This is a genomic window from Methylovirgula ligni (genome assembly GCF_004135935.1).
GTDB lineage: Bacteria > Pseudomonadota > Alphaproteobacteria > Rhizobiales > Beijerinckiaceae > Methylovirgula > Methylovirgula ligni.
The window spans coordinates 2,929,985-2,946,221 of the sequence record NZ_CP025086.1 but is presented as its reverse complement, the minus strand read 5'-3'; the positions used below and the strand labels follow the sequence as shown (position 1 = coordinate 2,946,221).

Sequence of the window (16,237 nt, the reverse complement as noted above, 5' to 3'; positions counted from 1 at the left end):
CCATGACGCGATAGTGAAGGGGCTTCCACAAGGTGGCCTCTTTGTTACCGCATTCGGCGTTCAGGGCTCTCCATCTGACCAAGGGGAGTTTTTGATGCAGTCCAAGTTCCTGAAATTAGCCGTTGGCCTTGGTGCCACCGCCGCTGCTGCCCTCTATGGGGCTTCCGCCGCGCAGGCGCACGAATACTATCATCATCACCATCACCACTATCACGCGGCCTATGACGATCGCCCCCTGACGGTCACCAAGCATCATCGTCACTATGCCGCTGTCGCGGCGGCGCCAGACCCCTGGCACGGCCCCGCGCCGGTGATCACCGGCCCGAACTATATCGCGGCCACTGCGGTGAGCTTTCCGTTCCGTGCCGTGAATACGGTGTTCCCGGCCTATGGAGACCCCGCGACCAACCCGCTGATCTTCATCGGCGCTCCGGTTCACGTGATCGCACAGGCTGTGGAATTTCCGTTCTATGTCGTCGGGTCGGCTTTCGGCGCGCCGCCGCCGGTCGCTTATTGAGCGATCGTTGTGAAGGCGGGTTGCCAGTATGCGGCAACCTGACATCCTGAATTGACGCGATTTCTCATCGGCCAGATGACTCGTCTGGCCGATGAGCACTTCAGACGTGGATCGGCAGGGCTGTCTCGGCCTTGATGCTTTCAAGCGCGAAGCGGGACGTCACCTTCTTCAGCGGCAGCGTTTCGATCAAGCGCTTGTAAAACGCATCGAAGCTTTTGGTGTCGGAGACGATCACCTTGAGCAGATAATCGACATCTCCCGCCATGCGGTAGAGATCGAGCACTTCGTCCATCGCCGAGATCGTCCGGGCAAATTGATCGAGCTTGTCGTGCGCATGTTCGCCGACCTCGATGGTCACGAAAACTGTGATGCCGAGTCCAAGTTTCTGCGGGTCGAGCAGGGCGATGCGGCGGCGGATGACGCCCTCTGCTTCAAGCTTTTGGATGCGTTTCCAGCAGGGCGTCTGCGACAATCCCACCTTGGCCGCGATCGCGGCAATCGACAAGCTCGAGTCCGTCTGCACGATTTGCAGAATTTTTCGGTCGGTCGCGTCCATAAATATTCTCCACCCCAGCGGCCGTAAGGATAATCCTTCCAGAGTCTACTTACTACATAAATTTAATAGAAATATAGCCCATGACAGGCGAAAATCCGCGTGATTTTGCGATTTGGCAAGATTTTGGGCGCGGCGGCGGGAGGCGATTAGGGGATCGCGCGCCGATAAAGCGCAAACCGGAGGCCGGAGAGCGGGGCCCGCGGGATAACCATGTCGAGGGCGTAGCGGGTACGGCATTGCGGCGGACCGAACGTCGCCGTCGAAGCCTCGGCGGCAGGCTGGTCGCTGAGGACGAACCAATCCGGCGGCCGGCTGCACCAATCCTGAGCCTGCACCTCGCTGAGCATCCCGCGCGGGTCGTAGAAGTTCAGGCTCACCCAGACCTCGACCGGCATGTTGGTGGCGAAGCGGGCGGGGCCGTGGCTTTCCATACGCGCAACGAGCGGCCGGATATTGCCACGGCCGAAGACGAACAATTCCCCGACGTGAATGCAATTTCCCAAGGCCATAAGAAACACCAATAGAAAGACGCCGAGCAGGCGCCGTGCGTCCCACAATCTGGCGATGACATCGCTGGCGAGGATGACGAGCCCGAGCACGCCGACGAGAAAGAACCGCGCATATTGGACGTTCGGTGCCTGTACGAGCGTTGCTACCAACGGCGGCAGCAGCAAACAGGTGAGCGGCAGGATCAGCCGTTCGGACGCGATCAGGACGACTGCGGCCAAGGTCAGCCCCGCACAGGCAAGCAGCGCGAGCGGCAGCGCCAGATCGTAGGGGAGGCCGAGCGTTGCCGCGTAAAGCGTCGTGAGACTATGGCCGAGCGCCGCGAGGCTGAAGGGCGTGAGCGCACCTTCCTGCAGCAGATGCGCATTGAGAACGCTCGCCGCGAGAAGCCCGAGCGCAGGCAGGGCGCCGAGAAAACCGAGCAGTGCGAGATCGAGCCCGGCGATCAGGATTTCGCGCGGCGGCCGTCCCCGATAGGCGAGCCGCAGCACCGCCGCGGCGATCAGCGTTGCGGCGGCGGCGAGCATCGTCAGATGAAACAGCGCCCCGAGCGCGACCGCGCCGGCAAAGGCGAGCCGTGTGCGCGGCGTCGAGTCTTCGAGAATGTTTTCGAGCGCCTCGGCGGCGACGAAGATCATCAGCAGCAGACCGGCGTAGCCGCGCGCTTCCGAGCCATATTGAACGAAGATCGCCCCGCCCGCGGCGAGGCCCGCGCCGGTGAGAGCCGCCGCCGGGCCGCTGCGTCCGCAAAATTTCGCTGCGACGGGAATGGTGAGCGTGCCGACGGCGATCGATTCCAGCCGGGCGAGAACCGTCGGTGCAGCCGGGCCGACGAGCCACAACCAGAGCGAGTTGAGAAGGTGGTTGTTGTCGTTCGGCAGGCGCCAGAGAATATCGCCGGCATTCTTGAGGTGCTGCAGGTTGCGCAGCGACCAGATTTCATCGAGCCAGAGATCGCCGTGCGCGCAGGCAAGCCGCAGCAGCAGGCCGAGGACAGTCAGACCCGCGACCGCGATCGCCACGCCATTCGGCGTAGCGCGCGTCTTCGGCCTCATGTCGATCCGGGCGTTGAGCACGGCGCTCCACGATCATTGTGATGGGCGCAAGGGTTGCGCCCGGGGATGCAAGCCTATTCAGTAAGGCTTATGACTTCCTTGCCTCCCGGACCGCCCAGGTCCTTTCCCGATCTTCTTTACCTGTTGCGCGATCTGCCCCCGCCCGCCGAGGCGAGCGCCGCCGCAGCGCGGGCACGCCAGGCCGAATTGACCAAGCCGCAGGGCTCCCTCGGCCGTCTGGAAGAAATCGCCGAATTCCTGGCCCGCTGGCAGGGGCGCGAGATGCCGGCGCTGGAGCACCCGCTGGTGCTGATTTTCGCCGGTAATCACGGCGTCGTGGCGCAAGGCGTCTCGGCCTATCCGCCGTCGGTCACGCAGGCGATGGTCGATAATTTCGCCTCCGGCGGCGCCGCGATCAACCAGATCTGCAAAGCCTTCGCCCTCGATCTGAAGGTCGTCCCGCTCGATCTTGCGACGGCGACGGAGGATTTCACCCGTGCTCCGGCGATGAGCGAGGCGGAGGCCACCGCGCATTTCGCCCGGGGTATGGCCGCCGTCCCCGCAAATGCCGATCTCGTCGCCATCGGCGAAATGGGCATCGGCAATACGACGAGCGCCGCGGCGATCTATGCGGCGCTTTATGGCGGACTCCCAGCCTATTGGGCGGGGCGCGGCACGGGCGTCGATGATGCCGGCCTCGCGCGCAAGATCGCGGCCATCGATGCCGCGCTGGCGGCGCATGGCGCGCATCTTTCGCAGCCGCTGGAAGTGCTGCGCCGGCTGGGCGGACGCGAGATCGCGGCGATGGCCGGGGCGATCGTCGCCGCGCGGCGTGCCGGCATCCCGATTCTGCTCGATGGCTATGTCGCCTGCGCGGCTGCGGCGGTGCTTCACGCGCAGGATCCGGAGCTTATCGCGCATTGTCTCGCCGGACATCAATCGGCCGATGGCGCGCATGCCAATGTGCTGGCGCGCCTCGGCAAGCGGCCGCTACTTGATCTCGGCATGCGGCTCGGCGAAGCGAGCGGCGCGGCGATGGCCGCGGGCTTAGTCAAAGCGGCGCTTGCCTGTCACACGGGCATGGCGACGTTTGCTGAGGCGCAGGTCGCGGGGAAGAGCGGGAGCTAATTGGCTATACGCGGGTGTGGCTTTTCGGTGCGAGTGGAAAAGGGCGGCCGAAGCCGCCCTTTTGTGGTGGGAATTATTCGGCAGCAACCGTGATTGGTTGCGGCAGCGACCGTGCTTCGCTATCGCTCAGCGGCATGCCCAACTTCGCCTTGATAAAGGCCTTCGTAGCGGCACGAGACTGACGGTTCGAGAGGACCGAATTGGCGGACATACACACGCCCTCCCATTCGGAATTTCTCTTACCCCAATCGATAGCTTCGAGGGCAGCAAGCTTCCCCTGCCATCCGTCTCCTGTGAGAAGGTCGAGGCCGAGACCGCCGAGGGCACGCAAAACGGTAGAATGCGAAGAAATCTTTTCTTGCCGTAATTCGAGCGCAAGTTTTTGACCTTTCAGGACTTTCGTCCAATCAGGCATGTGCTGAGCGACGGCCTTCCAATAGTCCACCAGCAATGCAATGTTAGCGTCTGTATCGTTCTTTCCTCGACCCTTAAGAAGTTCGACATTGGCATCATAAAGTGCGGCTAATGTGAACAGTTTGGTCGATTTAACACCCAGCGAGACGTTCTCCTTGTCCGTGAGCTCTCTGAATACAGGCAGCCTGTCAATCATGCCGAGCGTCGCGGCCGCATGTTCGTCACGCTTGTCGTAGAGGATGTCGAGAGATTTTGATGTCTTCTGTACAAAGCGATTCAGGTCCGAGAACATCTGTTGCACTCGCTCGGTATTCTCCCACGGGAACAGCAGGACCGAAATGGTGTCCTTGGCAATCGGAACGCCGCTTTCGAGTGCACGCACAATACCAGCGCAGCGATGCTGACCGTCATTGATGATGAATTCGTCGCCGAGCTGAAGGATGAGCATCCCAATATTTGAACCCTGCACATAAGGTTCGAAGCGAGGTTCCGACTTGTAGGACGCCGTGATGGAGGAAAAGAGATAATCCTCCTCGTTTTCGCTAATGTAGCCGGCTAGGTCCGGGACGCGCTTGTCATTGAGAACGCGCTGCTCGCGGTCCTCTGGGCTGATACCAGCCCAGTTCGTGAACTTAAAGAACTGCGGAACGCCACTCATCGGCATGAGCACCGAGTAGAACGTGCGGGATCCCATTTTGCCGCGCATTGCCGGGACCCGAATCTCCAAACCTTCAAAGTTTGACATTTTACTTCTCCATTAGAGCTCGTTTGGCCTGAGCGAACAACTCGCTCATTTATTGTCCAGAGCTCATACGAGGCTTAGGCCACAGCGTAAGATTTAAGTCAAGAGCTCTAGATAAAAAAATAACGAGCTCTGGATAGAAAAATAACGAGCTCTAAAGTTCATTTAGTCGGGCTATGCGCTTGGGAAATGGCGACGGTTAGGATCGAGCCATAGGCAGGCGGCCAAAATCGCCGGCAAAGCGGCATTGTAGAATCAATGAGTTAATAGGCGCACGAGGAAAGATTTGAACTGCGACCCGAGTGAAGAGAGTGCTAGCGTTGCATTTTAAAGCGGCAGCCTTACCGTCGCAATCGCCGGCGCGGCCATGCCTTCCACGCAGCCGGTGAAGCCGAGGGCGCGGTGAACTTTATGGCCCTCAGCCGCCCTCTAGCGCGGCTCAAGAAGCCAGAGAGTTTCCCGTGCAGGGCAGAAGCCCTTGAGGCCGCCGGGAATATCGCTGCTTTCGACGCTGCTGAGGCGATAGGCGTTCTCGTAGTTCCCTCGCATCTCGGCCTCGTTCACGCTGAAGGGCGGCCCATCCATGCGCGACTGATCATAATCAAAGGTGATCACGAACTGCGGTGCACGGTTGGTAATGGCCAGGAGATGAGCGGCATAAAGTGTCCGCGTCGCCCCGGGCAGCGCAACGAGCGCCGCACGATCGTAGATGGCATCGACGCGGCCCAAGGCGTCGCGATCGAGCGCAAAAATGTCTCCCGCGAAGATTGTGAGACCATCTGCTTCGTGTCGTCGCAGCGCGCCAGCCGTCGAAACGCGCGGCACGATGCCGAGTTCGGCGAACAGTTGTTCGACGGCGAGTGGACTCAGTTCGACACCGACGACCTGGAAACCGCCGGCGAGCAACCAATGGATATCGCGTGTCTTGCCGCACAAGGGGAGGAACAAGCGCGCGCCCTGCGCTAGGCCTAGAGCTGGCAGATTGCGCGAGAGCAGCGGATTGGCGTCGGTCTGATGGAAGCCGATCTCACCCCGCTGCCATTTGTTGTGCCAGAACTGCGCATCCATAATCTGCCGCCCTGCATAATCCTTCGTAAGGCATCGCGATTAAAAAGCTAAAGCGGCAACCGCACCGTGGCGATGGCCAGCGCGGCCATGCCTTCCTCGCGGCCGGTGAAGCCGAGCTTCTCCGATGTCGTGGCCTTCACGGCCACGCGGTCGAGCGACACGCTCATGATCTCCGCGAGATTCTTGCGGATCGCCTCGCGGTGCGGACCGATCTTCGGCCGCTCGCAGACGAGCGTCGCATCGACGTGCGCCAGCATCCCGCCGCATTTGCGCAGATGCTCGACAGCGGCGGCGAGGAAGATCGACGAGGCGGCGCCGCGCCATTGCGGATCGGACGGCGGGAAATGGCTGCCGATATCGCCGTCGCCCAGCGCGCCGTAGATCGCGTCGGTGATCGCATGGCTCAGCACGTCGGCGTCGGAATGGCCGACGAGGCCCTGATCGTGCGGAACCTTAACGCCGCCGAGCCAGACATGATCGCCGGGTCCGAAGGCGTGGACATCATAGCCCTGGCCCGTCCGTACATCTTCGAGCGCGCGGATGAGTTTGGCTTCGGCCACGGCAAAATCCTGCGCATTGGTGATCTTCATATTGGTCTGCTCGCCTTCGAAAACATAAACGGGATGCCCGGCCCATTCCGCGATCGCCGCGTCGTCGGTAAGGCCGGCTTGCCCGGCTTCCGCGGCCTTGCGATGAGCTGCGAGGATGAGGTCGAATCGGAACGCTTGCGGCGTCTGCACCGTGCGCAGGCTTTCGCGCGGCGGTGTGGCGACGATGCGGCCCTGCGTGTCGATTTGCTTGACCGTGTCGGTCAACGCAAGCCCCGGCACGGCGGCGCCATGCGCGCGCGCGGCCGATTGTGCCCGGTCGATCAGCGCCCGGTTCGGAAAGGGCCGCGCGCCATCGTGGATCAGAACGATCTGCGGCGCGCCGTGCCGGGCCAGGGCTTCGAGTCCGTTTTTGACGCTGATCTGCCGCGTCTCGCCGCCGAGGGCCGGCGGGAGCAGGCGGGCGTGTGACTCCTCCGGGAGATCGCCAAGTGCCGCTTTGTAGAGCGCCGCATCGTCGGGGTGGATCGCGGCCAGCAGCCGCGCCCCGGGCGCGCCCTGGAGCAGGGCTAAAACCGTATGGGTCAATAAGGGCTTGCCTGCGACGGGCCGATATTGTTTGGGTAGGCCGCCTCCCGCCCGCGTGCCGCGTCCCGCCGCCACAACCAGAATTGCGAGATCGGACGTTTCACTCATGGGCGCTGGTCGGGTTTCCAGTGAAGGGACGGGCCGCTGTCCTGTCGCTTTTCGCCGCCGTCGTCAATGTGACGCCAAAACTTAGGCTTGACGCCCAAGTCGTTGTTGCCGCGCTGCACCAATTGTCTATAGTGGAATTTGACTAAAGTATAAGCATGATACAAAGTGACCAAATTGTAGGCAAATCGACCTCCGATTTTGCTGTCGGTTCCCTTCAGCTAAGCGGGCGCGCTTTTCTCGCCCCCATGGCCGGGGTTACCGACCTTGGCATGCGCCGCGCGGCGGAACGTCTCGGCGCTGCGCTCACGGTCACGGAAATGCTTGATGCGGATTTTTACCTTGATCGCGATCCAGCGGCGGCCTTGCGGGCGGAAGGCACCGGGATCGCGCATCATGTCGTGCAGATTGCCGGCTGCCGCCCCGAGACAATGGCGGAAAGCGCCCGTCGCGCCGAAGCTGCGGGGGCGGCGATGATCGACATCAACATGGGCTGCCCGGCCAAGCGAGTTACGGGCGGTTTTGCGGGTTCGGCGCTGATGCGCGATCTCGATCTCGCCGCGGGTCTCATTCGCGCGGTTGTACGCGCCGTCAAAGTGCCGGTGTCGGTGAAAATGCGGCTCGGCTGGGATGCCGACTCGTTGAATGCGCCGGAACTCGCCCGCCGCGCCGAGGCAGAAGGGGTCGCGATGCTGACGGTCCACGGCCGCAGCCGATGTCAGTTCTACCAGGGCGATGCAGACTGGACGGCGATCCGGCAGGTGAAGCAGGCAACGGCGCTGCCGGTCGTCGCCAATGGCGATTGCAAAAGCCTTGAGGATGCTGATGACATGCTACGGCTATCCGGCGCCGATGCGGTGATGATCGGCCGTGCCGCAGTCGGCCGCCCGTGGTTCGTCGGCGAGGTCGCACGGCATCTGGCGGGGCTGCCGCAGTCTGCGCCGCTTGATGCCGCAACGCGCTGTGCCGTGGCGCTGGAGCATTATCGCACCTTGCTGGAGCTCATGGGCGCGGCGCAGGGGCTGCGCCATGCGCGCAAACATCTGGCGGCTTATGCGGCTTATGTGCAAAGCCCGGATTCCGCGGGTCTGCGTCGCCGCCTTGTCGTCAGCGAGAATTCGGCGGAAGTTGAATCGCTTCTCGTAAGTCTGTTCGAATCTGAGGAGCGCGCGGTCGCAGCATGAGCGTAAAGAGATCGGTTCAAACCGCACGCAGCCGGCGCGATCTGCAAAAGGCGGGTGAAGCTTTTCGCGATGCTTCGAAACTGCTGAACGCGCTGCCGCATCCGGTGCTGGCCATCGCGCCCGACGGCTTCGTCATCGAGGCCAATGCCGCGGCCGAAGCTTTCTTCGGCATCAGCCGCTCGATCCTGCTGCAGCAGACGCTGGCGAACCTGCTTCCGCGTGACTCGGTCTTGCTGGCGCTCGTCGCGCAGGTAAAGGAGAAAAGTTCCGCCATTACCGAATATCGCGTCGATCTCGGCGTCCCGCGGCTCGGAACGGAAAAATTGGTCGATCTCTTCGTCACGCCGGTGTCCGATTTCGATGAGGGCGTCGTGGTGATGATCCAGGAACGCGCGATGGCGGAGAAGATGGACCGTCAGCTCACCCATCGCGGCGCGGCGCGGTCCGTCTCCGGCATGGCGGCCATGCTCGGACACGAGATCAAGAATCCTCTCTCGGGTATTCGCGGTGCGGCGCAATTGCTCGAAATCGGCGCGAACGATTCCGATCGCGCCTTGACGCGGCTGATTTGCACGGAGACCGACCGGATCGTGAAACTCGTCGATCGAATGGAGGCCTTCTCCGACAGCCGGCCGCTGGAGCGCGAGAGCGTCAACATCCACACGATCCTGGATCATGTGAAGCGTATCGCTCAGGCGGGGTTTGCGCGCCATATCCGCTTCACCGAGAACTACGATCCGTCGCTGCCACCGGTGCTCGGCAGTCGCGACCAACTGATTCAGATTTTCCTCAACCTCGTGAAAAATGCAGCCGAAGCCGTCGGCGAGGCGAGGGACGACGGCGAGATCGAACTGTCCACGGCGTTCCGGCCGGGCGTGCGGCTGAAATTGCCGAATTCCGACATCTCGGTGAATCTGCCGCTGCAATTTTGCGTTCGTGACAATGGGCCGGGCGTGCCGCCCGAGATACGGCAGCATTTGTTTGAACCGTTCGTCACCACAAAAACGTCCGGGAGTGGCCTCGGACTTGCACTGGTCGCCAAACTTATCGGGGATCATGGCGGAACCATAGAATGCGAGTCGCAACCGCGTCGGACGATATTCAAAGTGCTCATGCCGATGTTCGCGCCACTGGACGGGCGCAGCGCGAAAAAGACGTAGATAAGGACTGGCTCTCCGGAGCCCTCAGGAGCAAAGCTGCAATGGGAGGCAATATCCTTGTCGCCGACGACGATGCTGCTATTCGGACGGTGCTGAGCCAGGCGCTGACACGCGTCGGCTACGAGGTGCGCACGACCGGCAACGTCGCCACGCTCTGGCGCTGGGTGCAGGCGGGGGAGGGCGATCTCGTCATCACCGATGTCGTCATGCCGGACGACAATGCCTTCGAGGTTCTGCCGCGCATCAAGAAGCTGCGCCCCGATCTGCCGATCATCGTCATGAGCGCACAGAACACGTTCATGACCGCGATCAAGGCGTCCGAGCGCGGCGCTTACGATTACCTGCCGAAGCCCTTCGATCTGCGCGAACTCGTCAGCATTGTCGGGCGGGCGTTGAGCGAACCGAAGGCGCGCGCGCGGCCGGAACACCCGGCCGACGACATGGAAAGCATGCCGCTCGTCGGCCGCTCGCCGGCGATGCAGGAGATTTACCGCGTTCTCGCACGCTTGATGCAGACCGATCTGACGGTGATGATCACCGGCGAGTCAGGCACCGGCAAGGAGCTTGTCGCTCGCGCCCTGCACGATTACGGCAAACGCAAGAGCGGCCCTTTCGTCGCGATCAACATGGCGGCGATCCCGCGCGATCTGATCGAAAGCGAATTGTTCGGCCACGAGAAGGGCGCCTTCACCGGCGCCAATCAGCGCTCCGCCGGCCGCTTCGAACAGGCCGAGGGGGGCACGCTGTTTCTCGACGAGATCGGCGACATGCCGATGGAAGCGCAGACTCGGCTGTTACGTGTTCTGCAGCAGGGCGAATATACGACGGTCGGCGGCCGTACACCCATCAAGGCGAATGTCCGCATCATCGCCGCGACGAATAAGGATCTGCGCAATCTGATCCATCAGGGCCTTTTCCGCGAGGATCTGTTCTTCCGGCTGAACGTCGTGCCGCTGCGGCTGCCGCCGTTGCGCGAACGGGCCGAAGACGTTCCCGATCTTGTCCACCATTTCTTTTCGCTCGCGGCGGCCGAGGGTCTGCCACTGAAACATATCGAGCAGCCGGCGCTGGAACGGCTGAAGCGTCACCGCTGGCCGGGCAATATCCGCGAGCTCGAAAATCTCGTGCGCCGTCTCGCGGCGCTTTATCCGCAGGAATCGATCAGCGAACAACTGATCGATGCTGAACTCTCGGCGGAAGCGGGGCTGTTTCTTTCCGGTTTCGCGCAGCGCGGCGGCGAGGAACGCGCCAAGGATCCCGAGCGCGCCGACACTTTGGCGGTCGCGGTCGAGCGGCATTTGAACGAATTGTTCCGCGCCCACGGGGATGGCCTGCCGCCGCCCGGCATCTATCATCGGGTCTTGCGGGAGCTTGAATATCCCCTGATTTCCGCGGTGCTTGCCGCAACGCGCGGCAATCAGATCAAAGCGGCCGAGCTTTTGGGCCTCAACCGCAATACGTTACGCAAAAAGGTCAAAGACCTCGACATCAAGCTCATGCGCCTGCCACGTTGAGCAGGACGGGGTTTCCATCGCCCCGGAAATGTCGTAATTCCGCAACAGCGTTACACGAACGCAACGCTGAGGCGTTCAGCGGTTGTGATAGAACGCGTCCGCCCTCGTGGGATGAAACGCCAGTCGGTACGGCCGACAAATAGGCTTGGGCAGAGACCTGGATGAGCGAAGCAACGAGTGCGCTCGACCCGAAGAGGCCGCGCAAAATCCCGATGCGCCTGATCTTCGGCCGCACGGCGGTCGTGGTGGCGATTGCGGCGGCGTTGATCAGCTTCCTGATCTTCGCCGGCTACACGCCGATCGCGCCGACTGATGTCGTCGTTCTGCGCCTCTTTGTCATCAATCTCCTTTGCATATTGACTCTCGTCGGCTTCGTGATGGTCGAAGCCTGGTCGATCATCGCGGCGCGGCGGGCTCAGGCGGCCGGCGCGCGGCTGCATGTCCGTATCGTCGGGCTCTTCACGATCATCGCGATTGTGCCGGCCATCCTCATGGCGCTCGTCGGTTCGATCACGCTCGACCGCAGCTTGAACCCGGCGTTTCTGCGCGACGTGCGCGGCTTCATCCTGCGCACGGGCGAGGCCGCGCAGTTCTTTCAGGAGGGCCAGTGCCGCGTGCTGTTGCGCGAGGCGCAATTGACCGCCTCGGACCTCGATCGCGGCGTCTCGCTTTTTAAATCCGACCGGCAGTTGTTCCACGAATTCTTCGGTTCTCGAGTCGAGGCGCTCGGCTTCGGCGCGGCGGCGATGATCCATCCCGACGGCAAGATTGACGACAAGGTCGTTGCCGGCGGCAAGGAGGGCGCGCCGGTCGTCCAGCCGCAGCCCAACGATTTTGCCGATGCGCAACGCAATGAGCCGCTGTGCATGATCCTGGACGAAGGGCGCACCTTCGTCGCGCTGCGAAAGCTGGAGGCGTTCGACAACACGTATCTTTACGTCGCGCGGCCGGTCGGCCCGTTCAGTTCGGAGTTCGGTCAGCAGGCCCGGCGGCTTATCACGTTCTACGATATGTTCGATGCTTATCGGCACAACATCCAGATCGCCTTCGCGACGATGTATGTGCTGATCGCGCTGGTGATGCTGCTGGCCGCGACCTGGGTCGGCCTGTCCTTCGCCAATGGTCTCGTTGCGCCGATCCGCCGTTTGATCACCGCCGCCGACGAGGTTGGCTCCGGCAATCTCGAGGCGCAAGTCGCGGTCAACCCTTCCGAGGGCGAACTCGGCCATCTCGGCGAGACGTTCAACAAGATGACGTCCGAGATTCGCCTGCAACAGAACCGGTTGATCGCCGCGAGCAATCTGATCGACGAGCGCCGCCAGTTCACCGAGGCGGTCCTCTCGGGCGTGCCTGTGGCGGTTATCGGCGTCGACGCCAGGGGGCTGATCACGGTGGTCAATCCGTCGGCGGAAAAGCTCATCCCGCACGAAGACGGGCGAAGCGCCGTCGGGCAGGCCATCGACGATGTGTTGCAAGAGGTGACGCCTGTGCTTGACGAGGCGCGGGCTGGCGGCACGCGGCTGGCGCGCGGCCAGATTTCCGTCAATCGCGGCGGACGCGAGCGCACATTCAACCTCGTGGTGACGACGGAATCGGGCGCGCAGGCCGAGAAAAACTATGTCATCACGCTCGATGACATCACTGATCTCGTCACTGCCCAGCGCACCGCGGCCTGGGCCGATGTGGCGCGGCGCATCGCGCATGAGATCAAGAATCCGCTGACGCCGATCCAGCTTTCGGCGGAGCGGCTGAAGCGCAAGTATGGCCGCCTTATCGTCACCGACCGCGATGTCTTCGACCAATGTATCGACACGATTATACGGCAGGTGGACGATATCAAACGGATGGTCGACGAGTTCTCGGCCTTCGCGCGGATGCCGCGCGCGCGGCTTGTCCCCGACGATGTGACGGAATGCCTACGCCATGTTATCTTCTTGATGCGCGTCGGCCATCCCGATATCGAATTCACCGACGCGATGCCTGAATCTTCGGTTATCGCCAATTTCGACCGCCGGCTGCTGTCGCAAGCCGTCGCCAATATCACCAAGAACGCCACCGAAGGCATCTTAGCCCAAGAGGAGATCGCGCCGATGAAGGGCAAGATTTCGATTTCGCTGGATGTCACGCCCGAAGGGATTGTCGAAATTTTTGTGGCTGACAATGGCAAGGGGTTCCCGAAGGAAAATCGGCACCGCCTGCTTGAGCCCTATATGACGACGCGGGCCGAAGGCACCGGCCTCGGCCTCCCGATTGTTGCCAAGATCCTCGAGGACCACGGCGGGGGCATTGAATTGCTCGATGCACCTGGCGGCCGCGGCGCCTGCGTCCGGCTTTATTTCCCGAAAGGTGACGCATCGCACCGCGATGTTGAATTTATCGATGAAAAACATTCGTCTGCCGTCATTGAAAGCGCCAAATGAACGGGCTCGACTTGCATGCCAAGTGACATTCTGATCGTCGACGACGAGGCTGATATCCGTGACATCGTGTCGGGCATTCTGTCCGATGAAGGGCACGGCACACGCAGCGCGAAGAATGCGGAGGAGGCGCTTGCCGCGATCGAGTCGCGGCGCCCGCACCTCGTGTTTCTCGACATCTGGTTGCAGGGCTCGCATCTCGACGGCCTGCAACTCCTGCAATTGGTGAAGACGGCGCATCCAAGCCTGCCCATCGTCATGATCTCCGGCCACGGCAATATCGAAACCGCCGTTTCCGCGATCAAAGTCGGCGCCTATGATTTCATAGAGAAGCCGTTCAAGGCCGACCGGCTGGTGCTCGTCGCCGAGCGTGCGCTCGAAGCCTCGCGGCTGAAGCGGGAGCTGAGCGAATTACGCTCGCGCACCGGCGCCGCCAATCGCATTGTCGGCAAGTCGAGCATCATCCATCAATTGCATCAGGTGATCGAGCGGGTCGCGCCGGCCAATTCGCGTGTGCTGATCACGGGCGCACCGGGTTCCGGCAAGGAGCTTGTCGCACGCAGCATCCACGATGCCTCGCCGCGCGCCAACGCCCCTTTCGTCGTCATCAATTCGGCCACGATCACGCCGGAGATGATGGAGATCGAGCTCTTCGGTGTCGAGAGCCGCGACGGCCAGCAGAGCCGTAAGGTCGGCGCGCTGGAGGAGGCGCACGGCGGCACGCTCTATCTCGATGAAATCGCCGACATGCCCAAGGAGACTCAGGGCAAGATCCTGCGTGTCCTGGTCGATCAGAATTTCCTGCGCGTCAACGGCACGACTCGTGTCAACGTCGATGTGCGCATCCTGTCGTCGAGCTCGCGCGATCTGCCGCGTCTTATCGCCGAGGGGGCGCTGCGCGAGGATTTGTTCCATCGCCTGTCCGTGGTGCCGATCCGGGTGCCTTCGCTCTCCGAGCACCGCGAGGACATTCCGCTGCTGATCGAGTTCTTCATGGATCAGATCTCGGCGACGACGGGCTTGCCCAAGCGCAAAATCGCCGACGAGGCGATGGCCGTGCTGCAATCGCATGATTGGCCCGGCAACATCCGCCAGCTTCGTAACAATGTCGAACGGCTGATGATTCTCGCGGCCGGCGATCCGAATACGGAGCTGACGTCGGACATGCTGCCGTCGGAGATCGGCGCGCTCGTTCCCTCGACGCCGAACGGCTCCGGCGGCGAGAAACTGATGAGCCTGGCGCTGCGCGACGCACGCGAGGTTTTCGAGCGCGAATATCTGGTCGCGCAGATCAATCGCTTCGGCGGCAATATTTCGCGCACGGCGGAATTCATTGGAATGGAGCGCTCGGCATTGCATCGCAAGCTGAAGTCGCTTGGCATCGATTAAGAGAGCAGGTCGGGTGGGGCGTATTGCTTATGTGAACGGGCGCTATCTGCCGCAGGGCCAGGCGACCGTTTCGATCGAGGATCGCGGTTATCAGCTCGGCGACGGCGTCTACGAGGTTTGCGAGGTCAGGGCCGGCGTCCTGATCGATGAGGCGCGCCATCTCGCCCGGCTGGAGCGCTCGCTGAGCGAATTGCGAATTGCTCAGCCTCTGGTGCCGGGTGCACTGTCGCTGGTGTTGCGCGAGGTGTTGACCCGCAACAAGGTGCGCGACGGCTATGTCTATGTTCAGGTCACAAGGGGGGTGGCGCCGCGTGATCATGCCTTTCCGGTTCCGGCCGTGCGGCCGAGCCTTGTCGTCACCGCCAAGGCGATCGATCCCGCCAAAGGCACAGCGCTGGCGGCCAAGGGCATCAAGGTCATCTCGCTGCCGGACATCCGTTGGAAGCGGCCTGATATCAAGACGATAAATCTTCTCCCGAACGTCCTGGCGCGGCAGGCGGCGAAAGAGGAGGGCGCTTACGAAGCCTGGCTCATCGATGCCGACGGCATGGTGACCGAAGGGGCGGCCTCCAACGCCTGGATTGTCACGGCGGACAAGACGATCGTCACACATCAGGTCGATCAGTCGATCCTGCGGGGGGTCACACGGACGACATTGCTCGACCTCATCGCTGCGAAGGGCCTCAGGCTTGAAGAGCGCCGCTTTAGCCTCGAAGAGGCGAAGCGGGCGACCGAGGCCTTCATCACCGGCGCGACGACGCTCGTCATGCCCGTCGCCGCCATCGACGACGTTGTCATCGGGGACGGTAAGCCCGGCGCGCTGGCGACGAGCCTGCGGGCGCAATTTCACAATTTCGCTAAGGCCACGCCGTAAAATGCCAAGCTGTTAGGGAAGGATTTGGCTGGCGGCAAGTGGGAGAAAGTTCCTCTTGCAGCTTTGCCGCCGCATGGGTCTAATGCGCGCGATCGGCGGGAACGCCAAGCTGCCAGCCGGTCCACCTTGTTGCCTTTTCGTCTAAAGAGCGGGCCGGGTTCTGCCAAACCACGGCCCTAAAAAAAGAACTGGAAAAAGAAAATGGCGGCCGAACGCACTCAGAATTTGCAGGACACATTTCTCAATTTTGTCCGGAAGAACAAAGTCCCCCTCACCATTTTTTTGGTCAACGGCGTCAAACTGCAGGGCGTTGTGACCTGGTTTGACAATTTCTGCGTCTTGTTGCGCCGTGACGGTCATTCCCAGCTCGTCTACAAGCATGCGATCTCCACCATCATGCCGGGCCATCCGATCCAGATGTTTGAGCCCGGTGAAGAAACCACGGCGGGGTCGTGACGCAGCGGCAAGCTG

14 protein-coding genes are annotated in these 16,237 nt (G+C 62.1%); 9 read left to right on the top strand and 5 right to left on the bottom strand.

What is annotated here, in order from left to right; genetic code table 11:
- The first annotated feature begins 94 nt into the window (after window positions 1-94).
- Window positions 95-517: a hypothetical protein gene (locus tag CWB41_RS14220; RefSeq protein ID WP_115837673.1), complete on the top strand. Its 423-nt coding sequence runs from the start codon at window positions 95-97 to the stop codon at window positions 515-517.
- A 100-nt stretch (window positions 518-617) separates the two neighbouring features.
- Here CWB41_RS14220 and CWB41_RS14215 read toward each other — a convergent pair whose 3' ends face one another.
- Both CWB41_RS14215 and CWB41_RS14210 read right to left on the bottom strand, forming a co-directional pair.
- Complete coding sequence (locus CWB41_RS14215; protein ID WP_115837675.1) at window positions 618-1,073, bottom strand: Lrp/AsnC family transcriptional regulator; 456 nt, start codon at window positions 1,071-1,073, stop codon at window positions 618-620.
- 146 nt (window positions 1,074-1,219) lie between these two features.
- Window positions 1,220-2,635: a hypothetical protein gene (locus tag CWB41_RS14210; RefSeq protein WP_129396511.1), complete on the bottom strand. Its 1,416-nt coding sequence runs from the start codon at window positions 2,633-2,635 to the stop codon at window positions 1,220-1,222.
- Window positions 2,636-2,725: 90 nt separating this feature from the next.
- On the opposite strand from CWB41_RS14210, the gene cobT reads away from it, so the two are divergent.
- Window positions 2,726-3,763, top strand: coding sequence for a nicotinate-nucleotide--dimethylbenzimidazole phosphoribosyltransferase (gene cobT / locus CWB41_RS14205; RefSeq protein ID WP_115837679.1), 1,038 nt, complete (start codon window positions 2,726-2,728; stop codon window positions 3,761-3,763).
- A 73-nt stretch (window positions 3,764-3,836) separates the two neighbouring features.
- Here the strand turns inward: cobT and CWB41_RS14200 are convergent, their stop codons facing one another.
- From CWB41_RS14200 to CWB41_RS14190, 3 genes are all read right to left on the bottom strand, one after another.
- Window positions 3,837-4,922: a DNA sulfur modification protein DndB gene (locus CWB41_RS14200; RefSeq protein WP_115837681.1), complete on the bottom strand. Its 1,086-nt coding sequence runs from the start codon at window positions 4,920-4,922 to the stop codon at window positions 3,837-3,839.
- A 426-nt stretch (window positions 4,923-5,348) separates the two neighbouring features.
- Window positions 5,349-5,987, bottom strand: a complete 639-nt coding sequence (gene tmpT / locus CWB41_RS14195) for a thiopurine S-methyltransferase (RefSeq protein ID WP_115837683.1) — start codon at window positions 5,985-5,987, stop codon at window positions 5,349-5,351.
- Window positions 5,988-6,034: 47 nt separating this feature from the next.
- Window positions 6,035-7,231 carry a bifunctional 2-C-methyl-D-erythritol 4-phosphate cytidylyltransferase/2-C-methyl-D-erythritol 2,4-cyclodiphosphate synthase gene (locus tag CWB41_RS14190; RefSeq protein WP_115837685.1) on the bottom strand — a complete coding sequence of 399 codons (1,197 nt, stop codon included), beginning with the start codon at window positions 7,229-7,231 and terminating at the stop codon, window positions 6,035-6,037.
- 245 nt (window positions 7,232-7,476) lie between these two features.
- On the opposite strand from CWB41_RS14190, the gene dusB reads away from it, so the two are divergent.
- The 7 genes from dusB to hfq all read left to right on the top strand — a co-directional run bounded on the left by dusB (window position 7,477) and on the right by hfq (window position 16,222).
- The gene (gene dusB, locus CWB41_RS14185) at window positions 7,477-8,412 is read left to right on the top strand and encodes a tRNA dihydrouridine synthase DusB (protein ID WP_245411355.1); all 936 of its coding nucleotides are present in this window, start codon (window positions 7,477-7,479) and stop codon (window positions 8,410-8,412) included.
- A complete protein-coding gene (locus tag CWB41_RS14180) occupies window positions 8,409-9,572 on the top strand; it encodes a two-component system sensor histidine kinase NtrB (RefSeq protein WP_115837689.1) in 1,164 nt (387 codons plus the stop codon). Before dusB ends, CWB41_RS14180 begins: the two co-directional genes overlap by 4 nt.
- A 41-nt stretch (window positions 9,573-9,613) precedes the next feature.
- Complete coding sequence (gene ntrC, locus CWB41_RS14175; RefSeq protein WP_115837691.1) at window positions 9,614-11,086, top strand: nitrogen regulation protein NR(I); 1,473 nt, start codon at window positions 9,614-9,616, stop codon at window positions 11,084-11,086.
- 161 nt (window positions 11,087-11,247) lie between these two features.
- Entirely contained in the window at window positions 11,248-13,506 is a 2,259-nt protein-coding gene (locus tag CWB41_RS14170; RefSeq protein ID WP_115837693.1) for a sensor histidine kinase NtrY-like, read from the top strand.
- Window positions 13,507-13,521: 15 nt separating this feature from the next.
- On the top strand, window positions 13,522-14,892 hold the full coding sequence (ntrX, locus tag CWB41_RS14165; protein ID WP_115837695.1) for a nitrogen assimilation response regulator NtrX: 1,371 nt from the start codon (window positions 13,522-13,524) through the stop codon (window positions 14,890-14,892).
- Between the two features lie 13 nt (window positions 14,893-14,905).
- The gene (locus CWB41_RS14160) at window positions 14,906-15,766 is read left to right on the top strand and encodes a D-amino-acid transaminase (protein WP_115837697.1); all 861 of its coding nucleotides are present in this window, start codon (window positions 14,906-14,908) and stop codon (window positions 15,764-15,766) included.
- Between the two features lie 201 nt (window positions 15,767-15,967).
- Entirely contained in the window at window positions 15,968-16,222 is a 255-nt protein-coding gene (hfq, locus tag CWB41_RS14155; RefSeq protein WP_115837699.1) for an RNA chaperone Hfq, read from the top strand.
- Window positions 16,223-16,237: the final 15 nt, after the last annotated feature.

What these genes read in the sequence shown, in the direction of transcription:
- CWB41_RS14220 (WP_115837673.1), top strand. Translation starts at nt 95, where the DNA reads ATGCAGTCCAAGTTCCTGAAATTAGCCGTTGGCCTTGGTGCCACCGCC.
- CWB41_RS14215 (WP_115837675.1), bottom strand. Translation starts at nt 1,073, where the DNA reads ATGGACGCGACCGACCGAAAAATTCTGCAAATCGTGCAGACGGACTCG.
- CWB41_RS14210 (WP_129396511.1), bottom strand. Translation starts at nt 2,635, where the DNA reads ATGAGGCCGAAGACGCGCGCTACGCCGAATGGCGTGGCGATCGCGGTC.
- cobT (WP_115837679.1), top strand. Translation starts at nt 2,726, where the DNA reads ATGACTTCCTTGCCTCCCGGACCGCCCAGGTCCTTTCCCGATCTTCTT.
- CWB41_RS14200 (WP_115837681.1), bottom strand. Translation starts at nt 4,922, where the DNA reads ATGTCAAACTTTGAAGGTTTGGAGATTCGGGTCCCGGCAATGCGCGGC.
- tmpT (WP_115837683.1), bottom strand. Translation starts at nt 5,987, where the DNA reads ATGGATGCGCAGTTCTGGCACAACAAATGGCAGCGGGGTGAGATCGGC.
- CWB41_RS14190 (WP_115837685.1), bottom strand. Translation starts at nt 7,231, where the DNA reads ATGAGTGAAACGTCCGATCTCGCAATTCTGGTTGTGGCGGCGGGACGC.
- dusB (WP_245411355.1), top strand. Translation starts at nt 7,477, where the DNA reads ATGGCCGGGGTTACCGACCTTGGCATGCGCCGCGCGGCGGAACGTCTC.
- CWB41_RS14180 (WP_115837689.1), top strand. Translation starts at nt 8,409, where the DNA reads ATGAGCGTAAAGAGATCGGTTCAAACCGCACGCAGCCGGCGCGATCTG.
- ntrC (WP_115837691.1), top strand. Translation starts at nt 9,614, where the DNA reads ATGGGAGGCAATATCCTTGTCGCCGACGACGATGCTGCTATTCGGACG.
- CWB41_RS14170 (WP_115837693.1), top strand. Translation starts at nt 11,248, where the DNA reads ATGAGCGAAGCAACGAGTGCGCTCGACCCGAAGAGGCCGCGCAAAATC.
- ntrX (WP_115837695.1), top strand. Translation starts at nt 13,522, where the DNA reads ATGCCAAGTGACATTCTGATCGTCGACGACGAGGCTGATATCCGTGAC.
- hfq (WP_115837699.1), top strand. Translation starts at nt 15,968, where the DNA reads ATGGCGGCCGAACGCACTCAGAATTTGCAGGACACATTTCTCAATTTT.